The organism is Pedobacter nototheniae (genome assembly GCF_032678625.1).
Lineage (GTDB): Bacteria > Bacteroidota > Bacteroidia > Sphingobacteriales > Sphingobacteriaceae > Pedobacter > Pedobacter nototheniae_A.
Genome location: NZ_JAVTSO010000006.1, coordinates 113,373 through 137,232 on the forward strand (window position 1 = coordinate 113,373; position 23,860 = coordinate 137,232).

A 23,860-nucleotide genomic window follows, 5' to 3' on the forward strand; every position below is an offset into this window, starting at 1 on the left:
TTACTTCTCATCTAAGGGAATTTGGCATATATAACCTATGCCCTGTACAAAATTGCAGGAGCCGCATTGATCCTCGCACGATATTTCTGGATTTGCCCATGGGAGGCATTGTTCATTACAACGAGGTTTGCCAGGGCCCACACCGCCAAGTACATTTTTCATTTCTAATCTGGATAATTTACGCGTTAAATGGTTCATTGTTTTAAGAGTTTAAGTGGATTTTAATATAAATATAATTAAATCTCGATTACCTTTTACTTCCAGTTTGATGTTGTTAACTTTAAAGCGAAAGCAGCTGCTGGTAGAAAATAATATTGGTGGCAAATTGATAATGGAATTTTAAATACAAAACATCGATCCCTATATGAAATCAATTAGACTATTGGCAATACTATTTATGCTGGTATTAACATTCAATGTTTCGGCACAACAGAAATATGTTATGGTTATCCACGGTGGCGCAGGTACAATTTTAAAAAAGAACATGACCCCTGAAAAAGAGGCCGCTTATATTGCTGCATTAACGGAGGCTTTAAAAGCTGGATATGCGAAAATACAGGCCGGTAAAACAAGTTTAGATGCAGTTGAGGCAACTATTCATATAATGGAAAATTCTCCTTTGTTTAATGCTGGTAAAGGAGCGGTTTTTACCCATGATGGACGAAATGAATTAGATGCCGCCATTATGAATGGTAAAACTTTAGAGGCCGGCGCCGTTGCGGGGGTTACCACGGTTAAAAATCCAATCTCAGCCGCCCGTGCAGTTATGGAAAAGTCGGAACACGTAATGATGGTTGGGGCCGGAGCCGATCAGTTTGCAAAAGATGCAGGGCTTGAAATTGTAGATCCAAAGTATTTCTGGACTAAAGAAAGATGGGATGGTTTGCAAAAAGCCATTAAAGAAGATTCCACAAAAGCTGTGCTGGATCATGGAAGTAAGAAATCTGAACTTTTAGGAATTAAAAACCACGATTATAAATTTGGAACAGTGGGTTGCGTGGCTTTAGATAAAGCAGGCAATTTAGCTGCCGGAACTTCAACAGGTGGAATGACCAATAAAAAGTATGGCAGGGTGGGAGATTCGCCGATTATTGGCGCAGGAACATATTGTAATAATGAAACTGCAGGTGTTTCTTGCACCGGTTGGGGCGAATATTATATTCGTAATGTAGTGGCAAAAACCATTTCTGATTTGATGGAATATAAAAATCTATCCGTTGCAGAGGCCGCAAAAATTGTATTGGATAAAGTTGGAAAAATGGGCGGTGATGGTGGTTTAATTGCATTAGATAGAAAAGGAAATGTAACCATGCCTTTTAACACGGAAGGCATGTACAGGGGAACGGTTACTGCCGAGGGAAAAATTGAAGTATTGATTTATAAATAGATCTGTTCTGTACGAAATCAAAAATATTTCTATATTTCATTTTCCAAAACAGTTTAAATTTAAATGAAGTCAGTTTTTTCTAATCTAACCTTTCAGGTTTTAATTGCCATAACAATCGGTATTTTGGTTGGTGCCTACTTTCCAGGTTTTGCCCCAACGGCAAAATTAATTAGCCAGGGTTTTATTAATATGATCAGCATGTTAATTGCACCCATTATATTTTTTACCATTGTTTTAGGTATTGCCCATATGGGTGATATGAAAAAGGTTGGTAGAGTAGGTGGTAAAGCTTTGCTGTATTTTGAACTGGTAAGTACGGTCGCTATTGCAATTGGTTTACTGGTGGCCAATATCCTTAAACCGGGAGTGGGTATTGAAACAGCAAAAGGCGATGCGACAAAAATTGCAGGTTATGCCGAGCAGGCCAAGGAGATGAACTGGGCCGAATTCTTTCTGCACATTATCCCGCATAATGTAATTGCTTCCTTCGCTGAAGGTAATATCCTGCAGATTTTATTTTTTGCCATTTTGTTTGGATATGGATTAAACAAGCTTGGAGGCGATGGTACCGTAGTGTTAAACGCTTTTGATAAGATTTCGAAGGTGCTTTTTAACATCATGAAAGTAATCATGAAGCTGGCACCCATAGGCGCCTTCGGCGGAATGGCCTTTAGTATTGGTACGCATGGTATTCAAAGCATATACGGAATGGCAAAATTGATGGGCTCTGTTTATTTAACCTGTATTCTGTTCATTTTTGTGGTTTTAAATGGCATTTGCAGATACTATAAATTCAGTTTGTGGCAGTATCTAAAATACATCAGGCAGGAAATATTAATTGTTTTAGGCACATCATCATCAGAATCGGCATTGCCCAGCATGATGCAGAAAATGGAAGCCATTGGTTGCGACAAATCCGTTGTGGGTTTGGTTATTCCAACAGGCTATTCTTTTAACCTGGATGGAACCGCAATTTATTTAGCTATGGCGGTAATTTTTCTCTGTCAGGTTTTTCATGTCGATTTATCCGTAGGGCAGCAGCTAACCATTTTAGCCATATTAATGGTTACATCAAAAGGTGCTGCAGGCGTTACCGGAAGTGGTTTTATTGTTTTGGTTTCAACCCTAACCGCACTTAAAATTATGCCTATTGAACACATTTCAATCTTAATTGGCGTTGATCGTTTTATGAGCGAGGCAAGAGCGATAACCAATGTAATTGGAAACGGAGTTGCTACCATTGTAATTGCAAAAAGCGAAAATCAGTTTGATGAAGAAAAATATCAACTGGCAATCAGGCCTTCAGCGATTGAAAAAAACGAGGGAATTTAGCTGAGGTTTTAGGTTTGCAGTAATGAGTTTTAGCCGCTGAACTAAAAACGTTCAACTCCAAACTATTTAAGCTATCTTTGCAATAGAAATAAGCACACAGCTTATTTAATTAATTCATAGCATATTGGCTCAGCAAAAAGAAAACAGCCGCTCGGAAAAAAGCGAGCTGCATCCACGTAACAAACACCGTTCACGTTACAACTTCAAACAACTTATCGCAACTTCTAAAGAACTTAAACGCTTTGTTTTTAAAAACGATCACGATGAAGATTCTATAGATTTTGCCGATCAAAGTGCCGTAAAAGCACTTAATAAAGCCTTATTGAAACAATTTTATGATATTCCGCAATGGGATATTCCTAAAGATTATTTATGTCCGCCAATACCTGGTCGGGCAGATTATATCCATTATGTAGCCGATCTTTTAGGTTCGAGTAATAAAGGTAAAATCCCAAAAGGAAGCAAGATTAAAGTTTTAGACATTGGTATGGGTGCCAATTGCATTTACCCTATTATAGGACATAAAGAGTACGGATGGAATTTTGTAGGTTCTGATATTGATCCCCTTTCTATTGAATCCTCAAAACGGATTATTGATGCAAATAAATCTTTGCAAGGCGCAATTGAGCCACGTTTGCAGTCATCAAGAATGGGTATTTTTAGAGGGATAGTTGGGGCGAAAGAGCAATTTGATGTAACCATTTGTAATCCTCCGTTTCATGCATCATTAAAAGAAGCCGAACAGGGAACCCGTCAGAAATGGAGAAACCTGAAGGGAGAAGCAGAAGTGAAGCACGTTTTAAATTTTGGTGGAAATAAAGCAGAGTTGTGGTGCCCGGGAGGAGAAAGAGCTTTTATTGAGCAAATGATCATTCAAAGTGCACAAATCCCGAATCAATGTTTGTGGTTTACTTCTTTAGTTTCGAAAAGTGCGAATTTAAAAAGCATTTACAGCGCCCTAATCAAAGCAAAAGCTTTTGAAGTAACAACAGTTCAAATGTCGCAAGGACAAAAAATCAGTCGTTTTGTAGCCTGGACTTTCCATAATGAAGCTGCACAGGCAGAATGGGCCAAAAAATGGAAACCTGAAAGTACTAAGGCCGAAGCTAAAAGTATTTAACCGGTATTGAAATATTATAATTAAAGCCTGGCCAACGCTTAACGTTGGTCAGGCTTTTTTATGATTTACATGCTGCTTTGAGTATTGAAAGGTTATCCCAGGCAGCACAAAATCTTCATCAATGTTATTATTTAGTACTAATAACTAAAAAGTGGCATCCATAATTTATGGAAAGACAATCTTTTTCTCCCTTATTTCACAATGAGCGACTTCAACCAGTGCTTACTAACCAGGCACAAATGCTGAACTGAATAATAATGAAGTCTCCGCAGTGTAATTACTTACAATTACGCAGAATTTGCTTTAAATAATATGCTTTTGGGTTTGACTTTCCAGTCAATAATATTAGCTTTGCACAAAAAAAATTGATACATGAGCGTTTTAGTAAATAAAGATTCTAAGGTTATCGTTCAGGGTTTTACCGGAAACGAAGGAACTTACCACGCCGAGCAGATGCTGGCTTATGGTACAAACGTAGTTGGTGGTGTAACGCCTGGCAAAGGTGGGCAATCGCATTTAGATAAGCCTGTTTTTAATACTGTTAAAGATGCCGTTGACCAAACGGGTGCAAATGTATCTATCATTTTTGTACCACCGGCTTTTGCTGCTGATGCAATTATGGAAGCTGCCGAAGGTGGTATTAAAGTTATTGTTTGTATTACTGAAGGTATCCCGACTAAAGATATGATTCAGGTTAAAGAATATATTGCCGATCGTGATGTTACGCTTATTGGCCCTAACTGCCCTGGAATTATCACAGCTGATGAGGCTAAAATTGGTATCATGCCAGGTTTTATCTTCAAAAAAGGTAATGTAGGTGTGGTTTCAAAATCAGGAACTTTAACTTACGAGGCAGTAGATCAGGTTGTTAAAGCTGGTTTAGGTATTACAACTGCTATCGGTATCGGTGGTGATCCAATTATTGGAACTCCAACTGTTGAAGCCGTTAAATTATTAATGAACGATCCGGAAACACACGGTATCATCATGATTGGTGAAATTGGTGGTGGAATGGAAGCAGAAGCTGCCCGTTGGATCAAAGAACACGGCACTAAACCAGTTGTTGGTTTCATCGCTGGTCAAACTGCGCCTCCGGGACGTAGAATGGGCCATGCTGGTGCTATTGTTGGTGGTGCTGATGATACTGCAGCGGCTAAAATGAAAATCATGCGTGAGTGTGGTATCCGCGTAGTAGAAAGCCCGGCTGAAATCGGTGCTGCAATGGCAGAAGAATTAGCAAAGTAAGATTTTAAAATCTACATATAAAAAAGCGTTTCGATTAAGTTCGGAACGCTTTTTTTATGTGCTAATCCCTACATGTCGAGATAAGAACAACCTAACGGTAGAAAATCAATTTAAAAACCCTTCACGATTCAGAGAAGCAACTCTTGTTAAATCTGTATTTTTTGCATCAATCAATGAAAAAACAGGTTTTTATCACCGATTTGTAAACTGTGTTGCAAATATTTATAACAACAAACCAAAATCAATAGCTTAGCGTATATGTGTTTATAAGCGATAGCGATTTAAACACACACAAAATGAAAATGATGTTAAATAAACTAATTTTAGTTTCAGCTGTTATTATCACAATGGGATTTAGTGCCTGTGCACAAAAACAAGATAAGCAGACAAAACAAGCTAAAGAATCTGAGCAAATAATACCAAAGAAAAAGATGAACTGGAATCCGCTAACACCTGAAGAAGAAAAAGTAATTGTTAATAAAGGCACCGAATATCCGGGTACTGGTAAATACGAACATACGACGGATAAAGGAACATATGTTTGCAAAAGATGTAATGCACCACTTTACCGGTCAGAAAGCAAGTTTGATGCGCATTGTGGATGGCCGGCATTTGATGATGAAATTAAGGGAGCGGTTAAGCGCATTCCTGATCCGGATGGATCGCGTACAGAAATTGTTTGCGCAAATTGCGGCGCACATTTAGGCCACGTATTTTTAGGAGAAGGATTTACAAATAAAGACACCCGTCATTGTGTAAATTCAATCTCAATGAACTTTGTGCCTGATAAAAAATAAGCGTAGGATTAGTTGGGTTAGGATAAGGTGTAAGACGTAAGTTTTACACCTTTTTTTGTTTTATTAAAAACCAAGGTTTCTTTTGAGTGATCTAATTTATTGGGTTTAAAATGCTTTAAACGTCGATTTTAAAGGTAAAAGTTTGATTATAAACTAAATGCTTATATTTGCATGCTCTTTAGAAAAGATTTAGCCTATGAGATACCTTCTGTTATTAAGTAGTTTGTTTTTGTTTTTACATGGCAACGCACAAAATTCTGATTCAAATACTGAACCGGATAGCATCAAAAAAACAGGATACGCAACCTATTACCACAGAAAATTTGAAGGTCGCCGTACCTCAAGCGGAGCAAGATACCGCGGTAAGAAATTAACCGCCGCCCACAGAACACTTCCCTTCGGAACCAAGATTACAGTAACCAATCCGGCTAACGGAAAATCAGTAACGGTTAAGGTAAATGATCGCGGTCCATTCGTTAAAAAATATGCCATTGATTTATCAGAAAGTGCCGCAAAAGAAATCGGTATTTACCGTAAAGGCAGTGCTAGGGTACAATTAAGCTATAGTGTTGAATAGCACTCTTTTTAGCTCTAATTACAAGGCCAAATTTAAGTTATTAACACTCATTTTGGTTTCCTAAACCCTTAAAAAGAAATGATTAGCTTTTTTTTCCATTGAAAATGATATTTAGCTGATCGTTTTCTCCACCTTAATCGAACAAGTGTTAACAACTTTGACTAACAAAAAAGGGCTCACTTCTATATATTTGTTTAACAAAGTTCTTTAAGTTCTTGCCTTTGAAAACAAATATAAAAGCTTAGTTTTTAGTGATTTAAAAAGCGGATCTCCTGATTTAAAAATTAAATTCCTTAACTAAAAACCAAGTTGTTCATCAAAAGCCAGGCTTAGCACTTTCACAAAACAGAGTTTTGATATAAGACCAAACAATCATCATATAAATTGATGGATGCGGTACTTTGTCTGCTCTTATTAAAACAGATTAAAGATTAAAAAACGATCAGCGTATGGAACAGGATGAATTACTATTAAGAGAAAACAAAGACAGATTTGTGCTTTTACCAATAAAGTATCCGGCAATCTGGGAGATGTATAAAAAAACCGAGGCAAGTTTTTGGACTGCTGAGGAAATCGATCTTTCAGATGACCAAAAGCATTGGGATAATTTAAATGACGGAGAAAGACATTTTATCTCCCACATTTTAGCCTTCTTTTCGGCCAGTGATGGTATAGTAAATGAAAACCTGGCTGTAAATTTTATGAGCGAGGTTCAGCTACCGGAAGCACGCTGTTTCTATGGTTTCCAGATTATGATGGAAAATATCCATGCCGAAACCTACGCTTTGTTAATTGATACTTATATTAAAGATCCTGAAGAAAAAGACCGTTTATTCCATGCCATTGATACGGTTCCGGCTGTAAAAAGAAAAGCAGAATGGGCACTTCGCTGGATCGAAAATGGAAATTTTGCTGAACGTTTAGTTGCTTTTGCTGCGGTTGAAGGAATTTTCTTCAGTGGTAGCTTCTGTTCCATTTTCTGGCTTAAAAAACGCGGTTTAATGCCGGGCTTAACTTTCAGTAATGAATTAATCTCAAGGGATGAGGGTTCGCACTGTGAGTTTGCATGTTTATTATACAGCATGTTAAGCAATAAATTAAGCGAAGAGCAGGTACATGCCATCATTAGCGATGCTGTTGAAATTGAAAAAGAATTTATTACAGATGCATTGCCAGTTGCCTTAATTGGTATGAATGCAAAATTAATGAGCCAGTACATCGAGTTTGTTGCCGATAGATGGTTACAGGAATTAGGCTATAAAAAAATATACAATGCAAGCAATCCTTTCGATTTTATGGAAATGATTTCATTGCAGGGTAAAACGAATTTCTTCGAAAAACGTGTTGGCGATTATCAGAAAAGTGGTGTGTTAACCTCAGCTGATAACAATAAACAAGCGTTTTCTTTAGATGAAGACTTCTAAGGTAGAAGGTTAGAAGGCATAAGGTCTTGATACCCAATACTCACTACTAAAAATAAACAAAAATTATAAAAGTGATGATTAAGTCTTGATACTTGATACTCACGACTTGATACTAAACTTAATCTCATAAAATATGTTCGTACTAAAAAGAGATGGCCGTAAAGAAGCGGTACAATTTGACAAAATAACTGCCCGCATCCAAAAACTATGCTACAGTTTAAATTCTGATTTGGTCGATCCTATTGATGTAGCCAAGAAGGTTATTGAAGGATTGTATGATGGTGTTACCACTTCTGAATTGGATAACCTTGCAGCAGAAACCGCTGCATCGTTAACGACAAAACACCCCGATTATGCTTTGCTTGCATCGCGTATTGCGGTTTCTAACCTGCATAAAAACACCACGAAATCATTTTCGGGTACGATGAAAATGTTGTACGAATATTTCGACCCGAAAGCGCAAAAAGCCGCTCCGCTTATTGCAGATGATGTTTATGAGATTATTGAAAAAAATAAAGACATCTTAGATAGCTCAATCATTTACGACCGTGATTTCGGGTTCGACTATTTCGGTTTTAAAACTTTAGAAAAATCTTACCTTTTAAAAGTAAACGGACAAATTGTTGAACGTCCGCAACATTTGTTTATGCGTGTTTCTGTAGGTATCCATAAAGAAGATATTGAAAGTGCAATTAAAACGTATAACTTAATGAGTGAACGTTGGTTTACACATGCCACACCAACATTATTTAATGCGGCTACACCAAAACCTCAAATGTCATCGTGTTTTCTGTTAACCATGCAGGATGATAGTATCGAAGGTATTTACGATACTTTAAAACAAACGGCTAAAATTTCTCAAAGTGCTGGCGGTATTGGGTTAAGCATCCACAACATCCGTGCAACTGGTTCGTATATTGGCGGTACAAACGGTACCAGTAACGGTATTATTCCAATGTTACGTGTATTTAATGATACGGCCCGTTATGTAGATCAGGGTGGAGGTAAACGTAAAGGTGCTTTCGCCATCTATTTAGAACCTTGGCATGCAGATGTTTTCGAATTCTTAGACTTGCGTAAAAACCATGGTAAAGAAGAAATGCGTGCGCGCGATTTATTCTACGCCCTTTGGATTAACGATTTGTTTATGCAACGTGTAAAAGATAATGGCGAATGGACTTTATTCTGCCCGCACGAAGCACCTGGTTTAGCAGATTGTTTCGGTAAAGAGTTTGAAGAATTATATGCCAAATATGAAGCAGAAGGCCGTGGCCGTAAAACCATTAAAGCACAGGAACTTTGGTTTGCCATCTTAGATTCGCAAATTGAAACCGGTACACCTTATATGTTGTTTAAAGATGCAGCGAACAGCAAATCTAACCAGCAAAATTTAGGTACCATTAAAAGTTCTAACTTGTGTACCGAGATTATTGAGTACACTTCTAAAGATGAGGTTGCGGTTTGTAATTTAGCATCTTTAGCATTGCCCCGCTTTGTAATCGGCGGACAATTCGATCACCAGAAATTATATGATGTAACTTACCAGGCTACATTAAACTTAAATAAGATCATTGATCATAACTATTACCCGGTTCAGGAAGCTGAAAATTCAAACATGCGCCACAGACCGGTTGGTTTAGGTGTACAAGGTTTGGCAGATGCATTTATTTTAATGCGTTTACCTTTCGAAAGTGATGAAGCAAAACGTTTAAACAAAGATATTTTCGAAACCATCTATTTTGCGTCTATGACAGCTTCACATGATTTAGCTGTACAGAATGGGCCTTACCAAACATTTAAAGGTTCTCCTTTATCAAAAGGCAAATTCCAGTTCGATCTTTGGAACGTAACCCCGGATAGCGGCCGTTGGGATTGGAGTGCATTACGTAAAAAAGTAGTTAAAGATGGTGTATACAATTCATTATTGGTTGCGCCAATGCCAACTGCATCTACTTCACAAATTTTGGGTAACAACGAATGTTTCGAACCTTATACTTCTAACATTTACACCCGCCGGGTATTAAGCGGAGAGTTTGTAGTAGTAAACAAACACTTGTTAAAAGATTTAGTGGCTTTAGGTTTATGGAACAACGATATGAAAAATCAAATCATATTGGCAAACGGTTCGATCCAGGCGATTGCAGAAATTCCTGATTATATTAAAGAATTATACAAAACAGTTTGGGAAATTAAAATGCGTAATATCATTGATATGGCGGCCGATCGTGGTGCTTATATCTGCCAGTCGCAATCACTAAACCTATTTGTAAATGCACCAAATACATCAAAACTAACTTCAATGCATTTCTATGCGTGGGAAAAAGGTTTAAAAACCGGAATGTATTACTTACGTACACAGGCAGCATCACAAGCGGTTAAATTTACAGTAGAAAACCAGGGTGGTAAAGCAATTGAAGCTGTAATCCCTGCAGAAATGTCACAAGATCAGGTTGCAGAAGAAATCGTTGACGGACCAGTTTGCTCAATGGAAGAAGGATGCATTAGTTGTTCAGGTTAAGCTTAACAGCCTGTCATACTGAATATTAAGCATCTTATCAGTAAATTCTGAAACGAGTTCAGAAGGACGAATCTAATTATATCGTAAGGTTTTGGGCAAACGCTCAAAACCTTATTTTTTGTTTATACTTTTGTATATGTCTGCACACATCCATAGCGCCAAACATGAAATCATTCCCTGCGAAAGATGTAATACAGCTATAGAGTGTAAGGCAAATTCTTATACAAAATGTCAATGCAGTGTGGTGCAACTTAGCATTAACGAAGTGCAGTACATTTCTGAGTTATACGATGGCTGCCTTTGCGCAAAATGCTTATTCGAATTACAGCAAGAGTATAGGGAAGAAATAGGCGTTTAGGCTTTTAAGCAATAGGTTTCTAAGCTTTTCAATTACATCAATCCCAATCATTTTATTTTTTTAACATATCTGTCATGCTGAGGTACGAAGCATCTGTTTTATCGGTGGCAGATGCTTCGTGCCTCAGCATGACAGACATATTCAAGGTTGCTGCCTTTCTAAAGCATTTTCAGCGATATTTATAAAGTCATTGTGAGGCGGCACAACGTGGCAATCTTTCATGTTTTTATTTATTTCGAAATCACTTGTCATTTCAACCGTAGTGTCGAAATTTCAATTTAAATACCGTTAAAAGATTTCTCCATTTTGCTGCGCTCCAATCGAAAAGACGTATTCCTATCCTTGTTATTGAAAATTACCGTCATTGCGAGGGCACAACGAGGCAATCTTTCACGAGGTTATTGTTTCAAAAATCACTTATCATTCAACCGTAGTGTCGAAATTTCCATTTAAACACCGTTAAAAGATTTCTCCATTTCGCTGCGCTCCAGTCGAAAAGACGTATTCCTATCCTTGTTATTGAAAATTACCGTCATTGCGAGGCGGCACAACGAGGCAATCTTTCATGTATTTATTTATTTCAAAATCGCTTGTCATTTCAACCGTAGTGCCGAAATTTCCATTTAAACACCGTTAAAAGATTTCTCCATTTCGCTGCGCTCCAGTCGAAAAGACGTATAGGGCTATAGTATATGTAACCTTTTTTAACTTACAATGAAGCCTGTTCGTCCATCGTCTAAAACAAACTACTATAGAGGTAATTGCAAATGTGTTCATTAAAATGTAAAAATGTATCGCAAAATAGTCAGTCGGTTTGATTATAAAAGAGGACATATTTTGCTGCCTTTTTTCAACATTAACTTCCTTTGTAAAACCAAAGCATTTGGTTGATGCCGAACCTATATTTTGGCTGTTTTTAAGCCTCAGGTTAAACGATTTAACAAAATGTCAAGTGCAGATTATATTTTAATAATCTAATGGCTTAATGCCTCTCTGAGGCCTTGGCGTGTAAATAAATATTCTTTTGGAATGGCCTTAAAAAGACGGCATTCAGCACGTGGTTTGCTATCGATTGGCAGCTTGATGAATGGTTTATCAAGTACTAAAAAAAGAAAAAAATATAATTATGGAAGCGCTCATTTCTAATTACTGGTGGGTTTTAGTGGCACTGTTGTGCGTAGTTTTATACAAATACATTTTACGTTTCCTGTTCGGGATGGTCATTGTGCCCGAAGACAGAATTGGTTTGATTACCAAAAAATTTGTGCTGTTCGGTTCCGACCGGGAGCTGCCCGACGGGCGCATTATAGCCATTAAAGGCGAAGCTGGTTTCCAGGGTAAAACGCTGGCTCCAGGATTATACTTTGGAATGTGGTTTTGGCAGTATAGCGTAACCATGGAACAGTTTACGGTTATTCCGGAGGGGAAAATCGGACTGATTATGGCCAAGGATGGGGCCGAAATTCCAACAGGTAATATCCTCGGACAAAAAGTAGAGTCTGATAACTTTCAGGATGCAGTTAAGTTTCTTGAAAATGGAGGCCAACGAGGTCGTCAGACTTCTTACATTACCTCTGGTTCCTATCGTATTAACACTATGTTATTTCAGGTTTCGGTTACAGAAATGATCCGGATACAGGAAAGCATGGTGGGAATTGTAACTACTTTAGATGGATTACCGATTGAAGCCAACCAGATTGCCGGTAAACTGGTAGAGGGCCACAACAATTTTCAAAATTTCGATAATTTTATTAAAAATGGGGGTAACCGGGGTTTACAGCCGCAGGTTATTTTAGCCGGCTCGTATAATTTAAATCCATGGGCCATTCAAATGGAAGAAATCCCGATGACGGAAATTGCCATTGGTTATGTAGGTGTTGTAATTTCTTACATTGGCAACGAAGGCAACGATTTAACCGGTGTGGATTTTAAACATGGAAATATTGTAGGAAAAGGTTCTAAAGGTGTATGGCTTGAACCACTTGGCCCGGGTAAATATCCAATTAATAAATACATCATGAAGGTAGAATTGGTGCCTACAACAAATCTGGTTTTAAACTGGGCATCTGCACGAAGTGAAGCACATAATCTCGATAAAAATTTATCTACCATAACGGTACGTTCAAAAGATGGTTTCCCGTTTAACCTCGATGTAGCTCAGATTATTCATGTTCCAACCACCGAGGCCCCGAAAGTAATTGCGCGTTTCGGTAATATGGTTAATTTGGTTTCACAAGTTTTAGAACCAACCATTGGTAACTATTTTCGTAACTCGGCACAGGATAGTGATGTAATTGCTTTTTTAAGCACACGTAAAGAACGTCAGGAATCAGCAAAAGAACATATTCGTAAAGTATTAGATGAATATAACGTAAATGCAGTGGATACACTTATTGGAGACATTGTGCCTCCGGAGTCGTTAATGAAAACCCTAACAGACCGTAAAATAGCGGAGGAGCAGAAGGTAACTTACAATACACAGAAACAGGCACAGGAAACGCGCCAGGGGATGGAGAAGGAAACAGCCATTGCTGATATGCAAAAAGATATTGTTAAGGCACAACAAAGCGTTGAGATTGCCGAACGTACAGCAAGTGCAACCGTTAAAAAATCGGAAGGTGATGCTGCCGGTGTTAAACTGGCCGTTGGTGCAGAAGCGGAGGCCACTAAAATGAGGGCACACGCAGAGGCAGAAGCCACTAAAGCAAGGGCGCAGGCCGATTCGGAAGCGATTAAGTTAAGAGCATCGGCTGAGGCCGAGCAAATCTCTTTAACAGGTAGCGCCGAGGCTGGTAAAATTTTGGCCGTAGGTAAATCAACAGCCGAAGCCTACGAACTTGCGGTAAAAGCCTTAGGCGGCGAGAATTTTACCCGCTATAAAATTACCGAAGAGCTGTCGAAAGGTAATGTGAAATTAATTCCTGATGTATTAATCGGTGGAAATGGGAATACAGGTGGTTCAGCAATGGACGGCTTGCTGGGCTTAAAATTAATGGAATTAATGGATCCTGAAAAACGTAAAGAAGTAATTGCTGTAGCAGAAATTGTAGAAACAAAAACAAAACCCAAAAGGGATAACATTAATCCTTAATTAGTTTAAACTTAAAGCCCTGATGAGAATCGGGGCTTTTTGGTTTGTAACCATTATTCAATTTCTTTTAAAACAATACCATCTGCTTTTCGAAAACAAAAACAATTACATCATTATGCCGTTCTAATTTTAAACAAAATAGTAACTTTGCATTTTAATTTTTTAAGGATGAGTAAAGTAAAAGTTGGCTTGGTACAAATGAGCTGTACTAAAGATAAACAGGAAAATTTAGATAAAGCAATTGTAAAGGTTAGGGAGGCTGCAGCAAAAGGTGCACAGATTGTGTGTTTGCAAGAGCTTTTTACCTCTTTATATTTTTGCGATGTTGAGGATTACGACAACTTCGATTTAGCCGAATCAATTCCTGGCCCATCAACAGATGCATTACAGGTGGTGGCCAAAGAATTAGGTGTTGTAATTATTGCTTCTTTATTTGAGAAACGCGCGCAAGGCTTATACCACAATACTACGGCTGTTTTAGATGCAGATGGTTCTTATTTAGGTAAATACCGCAAAATGCATATTCCTGATGATCCGGCCTTTTACGAGAAATTCTACTTTACTCCAGGTGATTTAGGTTATAAGGTTTTTGAAACAAAATTTGCTAAAATCGGTATCTTAATCTGCTGGGATCAGTGGTATCCTGAGGCATCGCGTATTACTGCTTTAATGGGCGCTGATATTATGTTTTATCCAACAGCAATTGGTTGGGCAACTGACCAGGATGAGGAAACCAACCAGGACCAGTATAATGCATGGCAAACCATTCAGCGTTCTCATGCGGTAGCAAATGGCGTTCCGGTGGTCAGTGTTAACCGTGTTGGTTTTGAGCAAGAGGGTGCCATGAAATTTTGGGGTGGAAGTTTTGCCACAAATGCTCAGGGGAAATTGCTTTATCTGGCTTCTCACGATCAGGAAGAAACAACAGTTGTTGAATTAGACTTAAATCAAAGCGATTTTATGCGTAAACACTGGCCCTTTTTAAGAGATAGAAGAATTGATTCTTATCAGCCGATTACCAAGAGGTATATAGACGAGGATTAAGCATAAAGACTGAAGCGAAAATCTAACAATTTTTTCCAATTAACCGATAAACGTTTATCGTCATTTCGAGCAGAGTACAATGAAGCCGAGAAATCTTTTAAAGCAGCTAAAGTCTTTCAAAATTAGTTTAAAGATTTCTCCATTTCGCTACCGATGAAGAATCAGTTAGCTTCAGTCGAAATGATGACACGTTTAATTTAGCTTAACAACCAGTTTAACTAAATAATAACAATTGTTGTTTTTACAGACCATTCATTTTATAAATTAAAATTTGATGTCACAATTTCCTCCAAGAAAAGAATTAAATCTTAATCAATTCGATTATTCACCAAAGCAGCAAGGTTATTCTTTTCCAGCTGAATGGGCTAAACATGAAGCTACCTGGTTAAGCTGGCCACATAAAGAGGCAAGCTGGCCTGGAAAAATAGAAAGCATCTATAAGCCATACTGCGAATTTATTAAAGCTGTTGCCGAAGGCGAAAAAGTCCGAATTAATGTAAAAGATGAGGAAATGAAAACTTTTGCCATTGCCGAACTTGAAAAAGTAGGTGCTGATTTGGTACAGGTTGAATTCTATTTCAATGAAACCAACGACGCCTGGTGCCGCGATCATGGGCCTGCATTTGTACTAAACGGCAATCAAAAAGCTGTTGTAGACTGGGGTTATAACGCATGGGGAGGAAAGTATCCGCCCTATGATTTGGATGATATGGTGCCAACCAAAATAGCAAAACATTTTAATTTGCCTTTGTTTTTACCTGATATTGTAATGGAAGGTGGTTCGGTAGAATTTAATGGTGCAGGAACAGTTTTGACCACTACAGCTTGCCTGCTAAATGAAAACCGCAATCCACATTTAACCAAGGAGCAGATTGAAAAATATCTTCAGGAATATTATGGTGTTGAGCAGGTGTTGTGGCTGGGCGATGGAATTGTAGGGGACGATACCGATGGACATATTGATGATATTACCCGCTTTGTAAATGAAGACACGGTTTTAACTGCAATCGAAAGCAATCCTTTGGATGAAAACCACATCCTCTTGGAAGAAAATTACGAAGCATTAAAAGGAATGAAACTAAAAGATGGCAGACGTTTAAAAATTGTAAAGTTACCTATGCCATCGCCGGTTATTCATGAAGATACAAGACTTCCTGCATCTTATGCTAATTTTTACATTGCAAATGCAGCTGTTATTGTTCCGGTTTTTGGTGATGTAAACGATCAAAAAGCTTTGGATATTATTCAAGGTTGCTTCCCCGATAGAAAGGTTGTGGGTATTAACTCAGTCGATATTATCTGGGGATTGGGAAGTTTTCATTGTTTAAGCCAACAGGAACCGGTGGTTTAAATGAAGTACAATGACAAATTAATTAGCGAAATGATAAATTCCAAGAGACTTAGCTTAAGTTATTGGGATAAAATTTCACATTATTGGATTGTGGTTTTAATGCTCTTTGGAACAGGTCTTTTTTGGTGTCAGGTTATTAAAAATTATTTTAATAAATTAGAACCTGTAATTCACAATTCTGAAAAATTATTTAATATCGGGTTTTGCTTTTTAGTAATTGCTATTTTATTATTTACTATTCAATATCGTAGATTAACCTTCAAAAAGGTAATCATTAATTTTACTGAAAGCCAATATAAATGTGCTCTTATTGTAACAAGTAAGGAAACCGGATGGATTGTTCTTGATAAAAATAACATTTATGTTAGTGCATTTCATAAAACACGGACTTATTTAAATTGGGGAGAATTAATTACAATTATTAAAATTGACAACGGAATTCTAATAAATAGTATTTGTGATCCAAGTGCTAAAACGGCTTTATTTTCTTTCGGGTGGAATAGAAAAAACAGAAATGCTTTTATTCGCAATTTAGAACGGATAGTATTGGAATCTAAAAACTAAAAATAAGAGTTTTAGTTTTTAGATTAATATTAACTTTACAACATTAAAATATTTCAACTTTACAACATTTCATAATGAAATTATTAGAAGGAAAAACAGCATTAATTACAGGTGCTTCAAAAGGTATAGGTCGTAAAATAGCAGAAAAATTTGCCGAACAAGGTGCAAATGTTGCTTTTACCTATTTATCATCGGTAGAAAAAGGGCAGGCTTTAGAAACAGAACTTAAAAGCTTTGGAACGCAGGTTAAAGGTTATCGTTCTGATGCTTCTAAGTTTGACGAAGCAGAGCAATTAATTAATGATATAGTTGCTGATTTTGGTGCCTTAGATATCGTCGTAAATAATGCTGGAATTACCAAAGATGGTTTATTGATGCGTATGAGCGAGGAAAACTGGGATGACGTAATCAATGTAAACTTAAAATCAGTTTTCAATGTAACCAAGTCGGCTTCTAAAGTAATGATGAAGGCCCGTAAAGGTGTTTTTATTAATATGAGTTCTGTTGTTGGTATTACAGGCAATGCCGGACAAGCAAATTATGCCGCATCTAAAGCTGGTATTGTTGGTTTTACCAAATCTGTAGCCAAAGAATTAGGTTCAAGAAATATACGTGCTAATGTGGTTGCTCCAGGATTTATCCGTACAGAGATGACAGAGGTGTTGGACCCTAAAGTTGTAGAAGGCTGGGAAAAAGATATTCCATTAAAACGTGCTGGTGAAACCGAAGATATTGCTAACGTTTGTGTGTTTTTAGCGTCAGATATGAGCGCTTATGTAACCGGGCAAACTTTATCCGTTTGCGGCGGAATGCTATAGAAAGGTAGAACTTAAAAAGGTTTGGAACAGAAGTTTTCTTTCTAAAATCCAGGAATAAAAAGGCTTAAGGTGGGTTTTAACCTTAAGCCTTAAGCCTTTTAGTTATTATTTAATAATGTATTTTCCTTTTACCTCTTTAATCTTCACAAGGTTTTTATTCTTTTCAAAAGCCATATAAGCCGGTTGCAATGTCTTCCAAAAGCTTGCCTGCGCTGGAAACTGGGCCACGTATTTTTTTAAATTAACATCAGTCATTTTAAAAGGGTAAATATTAACCGGTATTTGATCTTGTCCGGCATTTTTGACCTCTACACCTAAAACATAAACCTCTTTAATTTTTTCATCTGTTAAAGGGATGCAGCCAACAGTTACACAATTACCATGGATGTAAATATCGCTTCCAGGCTTTTTATCTTTTCCCGTACGGGCATAATCAACACTGTTTGGATAATTAACGCCTAAAGAAAGGTAGAAATTACTCATTGGGTTAAAAACATTTACATAATAAAAACCTTCAGGTGTTTGCCCATCGCCTTCGCTAACTTTTGGACCAATAGTCCCCGAATGCGCACAGAAATCGTAGGTTCTAAACAAAGTATATTTTTTATCGGTATTATTTTTTAGCCAGATTTCCAGTTTACCTTCGGTTTTATATGCGTTAATTACCATAGAAAAGTGATCACCAAAACCACCTGCCTTTAAAAACTTTTTTAAATCGGGCCATTTGTCGCTGTATGCCGTTCTTACCCTCTCGAATTTGAGCTGCTGCGCCTTAAAGTCATCCTGAGCTTTAGCATTTATGGTGAAAGATAAAAGGACCATAAAATAAATTAATTTCATAAAAAGTAGTTTGAAGTAAAGCTAATGAATTTATCATTTTTTTATTGCAAGCCTGTTAGATTTTCTAATCGTTATGTTTGCTCTGCCCTTATTTTTTTTTCAATTTGTTACATGAATATTATCACATACAACAAAAAGGTACGAAGGATATATTACTCGAGAAAATAACTCAGAACTTTATACTCTCCATTAACACGGCCGAAGATAAAACGGACATTGGTGTATTTTCGTTTTTTTACTGGCAATTCGATACTAACCGCATACATGTTACTCCCCGCATCAGTAAATGCCCTCAATTGACCATAATAATCATCATTGATTTTTACATTACCCGGGAAGCTACCCATTACATCTTTTTGCCTGGTTTCAGGGATGTTTTCTAAAATCTCATTGGTGAAAATTTTATGATACGCTACATTGAATTGTTTTTTACTAAGTAAGCCGCCATTCCAGTTTTCTGCTCCAATAACCTTGTAAGTGCGGCTTTCTCGGTCGTATTTTAACTTTTCCTTAGTGGTTTGAAATGGAAAATGAACCATGGCTGTAATTTTTGCCTCATCTTTACTTCTTGCAGCAGCCATAAATTTCAAATAAAACAATGCATAATTGTAATCATCACCAGGAATAGAATCATATATATAATTTTCTATCGGAAACATGCCTTTCCCCAGTTTCAGACTGTCCATTGTTTTATGGAATGCATTGACATTCAGATTAATCTGATGTGTTAATTTTTTAACAGCGCGGAGACTATCTTGCTCATCTTTATTTTTCGCTTTGGTCTTAGTATTTTCTGTAGACAAAGGTGGATTAGGCTGATTATTACATGCTATAACGAATAGTGATAACATTAAAAACAAGTGTTTGTATTTCATAATTTAACTTTTTGGAACAGAGATTTTGCCCATTTGTTCCATTCTTTTAAGTAATACAGCGGTTCCTATTTGGTTGGATTGTACTTTAGGATACCACTTGCTCACATAATTATTCTCTTTTAGTTCTTGATATGACCCCGTAGTATAATAATTTGTACCGCCCCAAAGGTATGGCGAATTTACTCCCCAATACATCTCATAACCAAATCCATTATATTTTTCTAATCGTATCAGAATATTCTTCAAATCCCAATGATCGTTCCAGCCATCTTTTTTACCTTGGTATATTAACGCATCTACAGCGCTTTCTTCAAAACCAAATGGAGGGCCGTGCCCCACAAAGGGCCTTAGCTTAGGTATTTTTTTTGTAACATGTTTTAAAGAATCGCCATTATGTAAGTGCCTGGAAAAATCACAATCGGATTCTCTATAGTGTATGAGCCCAATAAAGTACCAAGGTATTAATGCTCCCAGTGTATTATAATTCATAATCGGTTTTCTGCTTATCTGTCGTTTTGATCCAAAACTCAATAGATTAGGCCGTGTCGTTTCATCTGCTGGTTCCGTTTCAGGAAGCCCATGCAATGATCTGTTAATTTTAATTCTTTCTTCCACTGGAATTCCAGGTTTCGCGGAAGGAAATAGGGGCCATCTGTAAAAGGTTGGACGGTTATACTCTTCCCTAACCAGTAATGCAATTTCCTGATACCGGCGTTGGTTTGAAAGAATGCCTTGAATAATTGAGTCTGCCCTCAATTGTATGTTAGTAGAAATTTTGCAATTGGTATACATTTCCAGAAAAGGTATAGAAGTGTATTTAAAATGCGTTTTTGACATGATGGTAGATTTAGATACTTCAATTTAGATATAATTTATTAAATTGTATAATTAATTCTACGATGATTGTTTTGGGCTTTCCATCATAATATTTTGCAACCAATATACCTGAAATAATAGCAATCTGCATTAACAGACTTAGATCAATTCGATTACCTATCTGCTGCGATCTTCATAATGGTTGCTTATTTCCGCAGGTTATTAAAAAAGAAAATATCCTATAGTTTTATCCTTTGTGAATATCAAAGTGAGTTTTTTAGCGTAGTAAAATAAAGTTTCTCTTTTTGACCGTTATTTTTTAATCTTTATAACCGCAACTTAGGTTAATTGGATAAAGAATATTGTTTTTACTCTACTTTAGGTAAATTCTTTGCAGGCTTTGCTATTAAATACTCTTAAAAGTTTCTCTAAAATTACCATCTTTATAAATTATGAATGGCTTTTTTTCCGGTAATGTTATTTTATTCCTTTTAGGTTGTATTGCGTTGGGCCTATTATATGCGGGCTTGCTTTATCGCGGCAATAAAAACTTAGGCCAAAAGCTTCAATATATCCTGGCAGCTTCAAGGGTTGTTGTGGTATCTACTATAGCCTGGTTGCTTTTTGCTCCGTTAATTAAGACTTTAAATTATACTTTAGATAAGCCTGTCATTATCATCGGACAAGACAATTCCTTATCTGTAGGGCAGGTTAAGGCAGCCGGATTTGACCAGAAGTTATACGAGCAGAACTTAAAAGCTTTGCAGAATAAGCTGGAAGGTAAATATGAAGTGAAAACCTATAATTTTTCTGATTCTGTGGCCGATGGCTTAGATTTTAAAAATCAGGGCAGACTAACGGATGCATCAGCACTGTTTAGCAAAATTAAAGATGAGTATGCTAACAGAAATGTGGGGGCTGTTATATTGGCCACCGATGGGATATTTAACCGTGGAGGTAATCCGCTTTATGGGATCAATCAAATCAATGCTCCGGTTTATACCATTGCCCTGGGTGATAGTATTCCTAAAAGAGATGTGCTGATTGCGAATGTTAATTACAACAATATTGTTTATCTGGACGACGACTTTACCGTTGAAGTGCAGGTACAAGCGTACCAAAGTAATGGTGAAAACACAAGTTTAACTGTTTTACAAAATGGAATTAAAACCGAACAGCAAAACATAGCCGTTAATGGAAATGCTTTTGTTAAAACCATTCCTGTAAAACTGCATGCGGGTAAAATAGGTATTCAGAAATATACGGTCCAGCTTGGCGTTTTGCAAAATGAAATTACAACCAGAAATAATAGCCAGACTTTTTATGTGGAAGTAATAGATGGCCGGCAAAAAGTTTTACTTGCAGCCTCTGCACCGCATCCTGATCTGGCAGTTTTAAAAGAGGCCATTTCACTTAATAAACATTACGAAGCCAAATTGGTTATGGCAGATGATTTAAACGCTACAGACCCCTCTAAATTTGATTTGATTGTGCTATATCAATTACCAGATGTGCAAAATATATCTAAGAATTTTCTACAAAAACTTACAAACTTAAACAAGCCTATCTGGTATATTTTAGGTGCACAAAGCAATGTAAATGTATTTAACCAAATGCAAAACCAGGTTAATCTTTCTTCGGCAAATGGTTCGGTACAAGAAGTTTATCCTGATATTGCCGGTGGCTTTACTGCTTTTAATTTATCAGAAGAAGATAAAAAGCAATTTTTAAGCTTTGATCCATTGCTTATGCCTTTTGGCAGATTAACGGTTAACGCTAATGCTACACCCGTTTTCAACCAACGCATTGGCAAAGTAATTACACAATCGCCATTGCTGTTTTTTACATCCGAGAATGGATTAAAGGCAGGTTATTTAATAGGCGAAGGCTTATGGCGCTGGAAGTTATCTGAAGCGGAAAATGAAGCGCCAAAATCTGTATTAAACAATCTGATCTCAAATACTGTTCAATACCTTTCGGTAAAAGATGATAAACGAAGATTTAAAGTTTTTACTTCAAAATCGGCATACGACGAAAATGAAAGCATCCAGTTTAACGGTACACTTTACAACGAAAGTTATCAGCCGGTAAATGAGCCCGAAGTAAATTTACAGGTTAAAAATGAAGCTGGAAAAGTTTTTAGTTATACTTTTTCTAAAACAGAAAATGGTTATCAGCTTAATGCAGGAGCAATGCCTGCTGGAAATTACACTTATATTGCCAATACTATTTTGGGGGGTAAAAAATTTAACGCAACAGGAAGTTTTTATATTAACGCTTTAATTGCAGAATACCAGCAAACAACGGCTAATCATCAGTTATTAAATACAATTTCGAAACAAAGTAATGGTAAGTGCTTTATGCCAGCTGATTTACTGAAAATAGCCGACGAAATTTTAAAAAACGAAAATATAAAAACAATAAGTTATGAAGACCGCCGCTACGATGAACTGATTAATATGAAATGGTTATTTGGATTAATCTTAATTTTGCTTGGAACAGAGTGGTTCCTGAGAAAAAGAAACGGAGAATTATAACATAATAATAAATGGATATTAGTACAACGGAAACGATTGAGATTTTAGGAACCATATCTTTTGCGATATCAGGTACTTTTGCGGCTATGCAAAAACGGCTTGATCCTTTTGGCGTGCTAATAATTGCCTTTGTTACCTCAATTGGAGGCGGTACCGTTCGTGATTTGCTACTTGGTGATACGCCTGTTGCCTGGATGCGCGATGTAAGGACCTGTTTATTAATCCTGTTTACTTCTATTGCAACTATTTTTTTTAAAACGCATATTAAGAAATTTAAAGTTACCCTTTTTCTTTTCGATAGTCTCGGGCTTGGGCTTTTTACCATGTTAGGTATCCAAAAAGGAATTACATTTGGGCTTAGTCCTGGTATTTGCATTGCCCTGGGAACCATTACGGGTTGTTTCGGTGGTATTATACGAGATACATTATTAAACACCATTCCATTAATTTTCAGAAAAGAAGTTTACGCTACTGCTTGTATTTTAGGCGGAATCCTTTACTTTATCTTAATCCAGTTTGCCATAAGTGTTGTTGTTGCAAAACTGATTGTGATTGCTTTTATATTCGCCATAAGGATACTGGTAGTGAAGTACAAGCTTACCCTGCCTAAATTTGTTTATTAGGGTTTGTTATCCTGGGTTGCAAATATTTTGTCATCCTGAGTGTAAATAACTTGTCATCCTGAGTAGAACGAAGGATCTCTATTTGGATAGTATTTCATCGGTTGGAGATGCTTCCTGTCGTCAGCATGACAGTGCGGTTTTAAGGAAGGGGTTCAAAGAAGGGTTTGTCATCCTGAATGTAAATAACTTGTTATCCTGAGTAGAACAAAGGATCTCTATTTGGATAGCATTTCATGGGTTGAGGATGCTTCCTGTCGTCAGCATGACAGTGCGGTTTTAAGGTTGGAGTTTAAAGAAGGGTTTTTCATCCTGAGTGTAAATAACTTGCCATCCTGAGTAGAACGAAGGATCTCTATTTGGATAGTATTTCATCGGATGGAGATGCTTCCTGTCGTCAGCATGACAGTGCGGTTTTAAGGTAGGGGTTCAAAGAAGGGTTTGTCATCCTGAGTGTAAATAAATTGTCGTCCTGAGTAGAACGAAGAATCTCTATTTGGATAGTATTTCATCGGTTGGAGATGCTTCCTGTCGTCAGCATGACAG

The 23,860-nt window shown here is 37.1% G+C and carries 19 protein-coding genes; 16 read left to right on the forward strand and 3 right to left on the reverse strand.

What is annotated here, in order from left to right; translation table 11 throughout:
* Nucleotides 1–364 precede the first annotated feature (364 nt).
* From R2Q77_RS17110 to fabG, 14 genes are all read left to right on the forward strand, one after another.
* A complete protein-coding gene (locus tag R2Q77_RS17110) occupies nucleotides 365–1,387 on the forward strand; it encodes an isoaspartyl peptidase/L-asparaginase (protein WP_316804944.1) in 1,023 nt (340 codons plus the stop codon).
* Nucleotides 1,388–1,450: 63 nt separating this feature from the next.
* The gene (gene dctA, locus R2Q77_RS17115) at nucleotides 1,451–2,719 is read left to right on the forward strand and encodes a C4-dicarboxylate transporter DctA (RefSeq protein ID WP_316804945.1); all 1,269 of its coding nucleotides are present in this window, start codon (nucleotides 1,451–1,453) and stop codon (nucleotides 2,717–2,719) included.
* Between the two features lie 124 nt (nucleotides 2,720–2,843).
* The gene (rlmF, locus tag R2Q77_RS17120) at nucleotides 2,844–3,839 is read left to right on the forward strand and encodes a 23S rRNA (adenine(1618)-N(6))-methyltransferase RlmF (RefSeq protein ID WP_316804946.1); all 996 of its coding nucleotides are present in this window, start codon (nucleotides 2,844–2,846) and stop codon (nucleotides 3,837–3,839) included.
* 372 nt (nucleotides 3,840–4,211) lie between these two features.
* Nucleotides 4,212–5,084: a succinate--CoA ligase subunit alpha gene (gene sucD, locus R2Q77_RS17125; protein WP_316804947.1), complete on the forward strand. Its 873-nt coding sequence runs from the start codon at nucleotides 4,212–4,214 to the stop codon at nucleotides 5,082–5,084.
* 296 nt (nucleotides 5,085–5,380) lie between these two features.
* The gene (locus R2Q77_RS17130; protein WP_316804948.1) at nucleotides 5,381–5,881 is read left to right on the forward strand and encodes a methionine-R-sulfoxide reductase; all 501 of its coding nucleotides are present in this window, start codon (nucleotides 5,381–5,383) and stop codon (nucleotides 5,879–5,881) included.
* A 196-nt stretch (nucleotides 5,882–6,077) separates the two neighbouring features.
* On the forward strand, nucleotides 6,078–6,458 hold the full coding sequence (locus R2Q77_RS17135; protein WP_316804949.1) for a septal ring lytic transglycosylase RlpA family protein: 381 nt from the start codon (nucleotides 6,078–6,080) through the stop codon (nucleotides 6,456–6,458).
* 449 nt (nucleotides 6,459–6,907) lie between these two features.
* A complete protein-coding gene (locus R2Q77_RS17140; protein ID WP_316804950.1) occupies nucleotides 6,908–7,882 on the forward strand; it encodes a ribonucleoside-diphosphate reductase small subunit in 975 nt (324 codons plus the stop codon).
* A 133-nt stretch (nucleotides 7,883–8,015) separates the two neighbouring features.
* Nucleotides 8,016–10,400, forward strand: a complete 2,385-nt coding sequence (locus R2Q77_RS17145; protein ID WP_316804951.1) for a ribonucleoside-diphosphate reductase subunit alpha — start codon at nucleotides 8,016–8,018, stop codon at nucleotides 10,398–10,400.
* A gap of 136 nt (nucleotides 10,401–10,536) precedes the next feature.
* The gene (locus R2Q77_RS17150; protein ID WP_316804952.1) at nucleotides 10,537–10,758 is read left to right on the forward strand and encodes a cysteine-rich CWC family protein; all 222 of its coding nucleotides are present in this window, start codon (nucleotides 10,537–10,539) and stop codon (nucleotides 10,756–10,758) included.
* A 1,126-nt stretch (nucleotides 10,759–11,884) separates the two neighbouring features.
* Complete coding sequence (locus R2Q77_RS17155) at nucleotides 11,885–13,849, forward strand: SPFH domain-containing protein (RefSeq protein WP_316804953.1); 1,965 nt, start codon at nucleotides 11,885–11,887, stop codon at nucleotides 13,847–13,849.
* A 168-nt stretch (nucleotides 13,850–14,017) separates the two neighbouring features.
* On the forward strand, nucleotides 14,018–14,893 hold the full coding sequence (locus R2Q77_RS17160; protein ID WP_316804954.1) for a carbon-nitrogen hydrolase: 876 nt from the start codon (nucleotides 14,018–14,020) through the stop codon (nucleotides 14,891–14,893).
* A 274-nt stretch (nucleotides 14,894–15,167) separates the two neighbouring features.
* A complete protein-coding gene (locus R2Q77_RS17165) occupies nucleotides 15,168–16,244 on the forward strand; it encodes an agmatine deiminase family protein (RefSeq protein WP_316804955.1) in 1,077 nt (358 codons plus the stop codon).
* A complete protein-coding gene (locus R2Q77_RS17170; protein WP_316804956.1) occupies nucleotides 16,245–16,808 on the forward strand; it encodes a hypothetical protein in 564 nt (187 codons plus the stop codon).
* A gap of 74 nt (nucleotides 16,809–16,882) precedes the next feature.
* The gene (gene fabG, locus R2Q77_RS17175) at nucleotides 16,883–17,626 is read left to right on the forward strand and encodes a 3-oxoacyl-[acyl-carrier-protein] reductase (RefSeq protein ID WP_316804957.1); all 744 of its coding nucleotides are present in this window, start codon (nucleotides 16,883–16,885) and stop codon (nucleotides 17,624–17,626) included.
* A 105-nt stretch (nucleotides 17,627–17,731) separates the two neighbouring features.
* Here the strand turns inward: fabG and R2Q77_RS17180 are convergent, their stop codons facing one another.
* The 3 genes from R2Q77_RS17180 to R2Q77_RS17190 all read right to left on the reverse strand — a co-directional run bounded on the left by R2Q77_RS17180 (nucleotide 17,732) and on the right by R2Q77_RS17190 (nucleotide 20,178).
* Nucleotides 17,732–18,466, reverse strand: a complete 735-nt coding sequence (locus R2Q77_RS17180; RefSeq protein ID WP_316804958.1) for a murein L,D-transpeptidase family protein — start codon at nucleotides 18,464–18,466, stop codon at nucleotides 17,732–17,734.
* 152 nt (nucleotides 18,467–18,618) lie between these two features.
* Nucleotides 18,619–19,341, reverse strand: a complete 723-nt coding sequence (locus R2Q77_RS17185) for a hypothetical protein (protein ID WP_316804959.1) — start codon at nucleotides 19,339–19,341, stop codon at nucleotides 18,619–18,621.
* A 3-nt stretch (nucleotides 19,342–19,344) separates the two neighbouring features.
* Nucleotides 19,345–20,178, reverse strand: coding sequence for a hypothetical protein (locus R2Q77_RS17190; RefSeq protein WP_316804960.1), 834 nt, complete (start codon nucleotides 20,176–20,178; stop codon nucleotides 19,345–19,347).
* 431 nt (nucleotides 20,179–20,609) lie between these two features.
* Between R2Q77_RS17190 and R2Q77_RS17195 the strand changes: the two genes are divergently transcribed.
* Both R2Q77_RS17195 and R2Q77_RS17200 read left to right on the forward strand, forming a co-directional pair.
* The gene (locus R2Q77_RS17195) at nucleotides 20,610–22,694 is read left to right on the forward strand and encodes a hypothetical protein (RefSeq protein WP_316804961.1); all 2,085 of its coding nucleotides are present in this window, start codon (nucleotides 20,610–20,612) and stop codon (nucleotides 22,692–22,694) included.
* Between the two features lie 11 nt (nucleotides 22,695–22,705).
* Nucleotides 22,706–23,317: a trimeric intracellular cation channel family protein gene (locus tag R2Q77_RS17200; RefSeq protein WP_316804962.1), complete on the forward strand. Its 612-nt coding sequence runs from the start codon at nucleotides 22,706–22,708 to the stop codon at nucleotides 23,315–23,317.
* The last annotated feature ends 543 nt before the right edge of the window (nucleotides 23,318–23,860 follow it).